The sequence below is a fragment of the Aminobacter sp. LjRoot7 genome, assembly GCF_964252895.1.
GTDB classification, from domain to species: Bacteria; Pseudomonadota; Alphaproteobacteria; order Rhizobiales; family Rhizobiaceae; genus Aminobacter; species Aminobacter aminovorans_B.
Map to the genome: position 1 here is coordinate 1 of NZ_CAXUPX020000031.1, position 2292 is coordinate 2292.

Below are 2292 nucleotides of genomic sequence, written 5' to 3' on the forward strand. Positions count from 1 at the left end.
ACCCAACAGCCTGCCACTCAGTCCAGTTCAGGATCGTGCCCAGTTCTCCATACAGCGTAGCAGTGATCTCGCCGCGCTTCGCGCCAGGTGTCAGAACGATCTTCTCGATCAACGATCGCAGCGCTGTCGCGGCCTGCGGCCGGTCATCCGGATGGTTGAGCGCCTCGGTCAGCTGCGCCACCTTCCGCGCATAAAGTGACGATATGCTCGGCAGCAGGTCCGGCTTGTCCTGGGGAGCGGCGGCAAGCTGGCTCGTGAGATCGGCTTTGCGCGCCTCGAGCGCGTCCATCTCGGCCTTCATGCTCACCTGAAACATGCCGGCCTTGATCGCCTCGATGATGCTGCGGATCTGCTTCTCGACCTTCACCAGTTCTGCGTTCCAGCCATCGGCATTGGCGCGGCGTTCGCGGTTGAGACGGTTCGTCTCCTCGGCGTAAGCCCGCATCGCAACCGCGGCTGCCTCCGGCGCCATCATCCGGTTCTTCAGGCCGGCGAGCACCCGCTGTTCCAGCTCGCTCCGCGCTATGGTGCGCTTGTTCGGGCATGAGCCATTGCTGGTGTGGCTGGAGCACGCGAAGCGGTCGACGCTGCGCAAGGAATAGGGGCCCTCGCAGCACCCGCAAAAGACAAGCCCCGACAGCAGTGACTTCGGCCGGCGGGCGCTGCTCAGCCGGTTGCGCATGTGGTGCGCGCGGACCGCCGTGGTCAGGTTGACGGACCTGTCGGCGATCTCGCTCTGGCGCGCCTTGACCGCTTGCCAGAGTTCGTCGCCCACGATGCGCAACTTGGCCACGTCGGTGACGATCCATTCGCTCTCCGGATTGAGGCGGGAGACGCGTTTGCCGGTTGCGGGATCCTTCACATAGCGCTGGCGGTTCCACATCAGTCGACCGACATAGAGTTCGTTGTTGATGATGCCCGTGCCGCGCCTGACATGACCGCGGATCGTGGTGTCGTTCCACAGCTTGCCGGCGGGTCCTGATATACCCTGGTCATTAAGGTTCTTGGCGATCGCGCGCGGGCTGATGCCTGTGGCAAACTCCCGGAAGATGCGGCGGACGACCTCGGCCTGATCGGTGTCGATCTCGCGGTCGCCCTTGATCTGTTCGCCGCGCTCGTCGACACGCCTGACGACACGATAGCCGTAACACAGGCCGCCGCCGGACTTGCCGAGTTCTACGCGGCCGCGCAATCCGCGCCGGGTCCTCATGGCGAGATCCCCGAGGAACAGAGCATTCATCGTGCCCTTGAGGCCGACATGCAGTTCGGAGATCGCGCCCTCTGCGAGGGTGACGATCGGCACGCCGGCGAACTTCAAATGTTTGTAGAGGGTTGCGATGTCGGCCTGGTCGCGGGAAATGCGGTCGAGGGCCTCGGCCAGTACCAGCTGGAACAACCCGCATTGGGCGTCGCGGACCAGTTTCTGGATGCCGGGCCGCAGGATCTGGCTCGCTCCGGAGATGCCGGCATCCTGGTAGGTGCCGGCGATCTCCCAGTCTTCGCGCGCCGCATGTTCGCGGCAGAGCCGGAACTGGTCCTCGATCGAGGCTGCCCGCTGCTGGTCGGAAGAGTAGCGGGCATAAAGTGCGACGCGCATGGTCATGAACAATCCTCTCGGTCTAGCTGGTGTCGGAATTGCCGTCGCCGGCTCTTTCGCCCGGTGGTTCTGCCTTGGCCGCGTGAGAGTTGGGGGCGGCATTGGCGTCCGTTCTGTTTGCAAAGCGCTCGCGTGCCATGCCGCGGCCGATCAGCCAGGCGAGAGCCAGGATCGCCGGATGGCTTCTGGGCCCGTCTGTGCTCGAAGAGTGCCGCGCGTCGGCGGCTGTCACGTTGTCGTCTGCCATAAGCTTCCTCGCTTCGTGGTGTCGAGGCGAAGATGAAGCTGCCAGATGTGCTGGCCGGGAAGGGGGAAAATGCGGTCGTAGCAACGTGGAGCGCAATGACCTGCATTCGGCGCCCTCTCCTTAGCAGAAACGCCGGTCAAGGCCTTGGCGCCAACCCGCCTTGACCTTGACCGGCTCCGCCGTGAAGCCACATGCAATGAAGCCACCCGGCGAATTGTCCGGCAGGGCAGGGGAGAGGCAGGCCTCACCGTTTACCGTCCGGGAAAAACGCATGCGGTGTTAGCTGGTGCCCGATCCGCATCAGGTCCTCGCGCGCCGAGCGGATTTGCGGCCAGGGAAAGGCCGAACGATCTTCCCAGTCCGCGCCGTTGCGCAACACCGCATCGAGCTTGCCCACGACGCCTGCAAGCGAGTTGGCGGGCGTCCCGGAAAGCGCCTCCAGCAGCGC

At 64.6% G+C, this 2292-nt stretch carries 2 protein-coding genes and 1 pseudogene; all 3 read right to left on the reverse strand.

The features are described 5' to 3' along the window. Window positions 1-1603: recombinase family protein (locus tag ACSQ3E_RS30745; protein ID WP_436125499.1), on the reverse strand; the 1603-nt coding region annotated here is incomplete at its 3' end. Window positions 1604-1619: 16 nt separating this feature from the next. Next, complete coding sequence (locus ACSQ3E_RS30750; RefSeq protein ID WP_436125500.1) at window positions 1620-1844, reverse strand: hypothetical protein; 225 nt, start codon at window positions 1842-1844, stop codon at window positions 1620-1622. A gap of 244 nt (window positions 1845-2088) precedes the next feature. Continuing rightward, window positions 2089-2292, reverse strand: a pseudogene (locus tag ACSQ3E_RS30755) (hypothetical protein); the annotation flags it as partial.

What these genes read in the sequence shown, in the direction of transcription:
- ACSQ3E_RS30750 (WP_436125500.1), bottom strand. Translation starts at nt 1,844, where the DNA reads ATGGCAGACGACAACGTGACAGCCGCCGACGCGCGGCACTCTTCGAGC.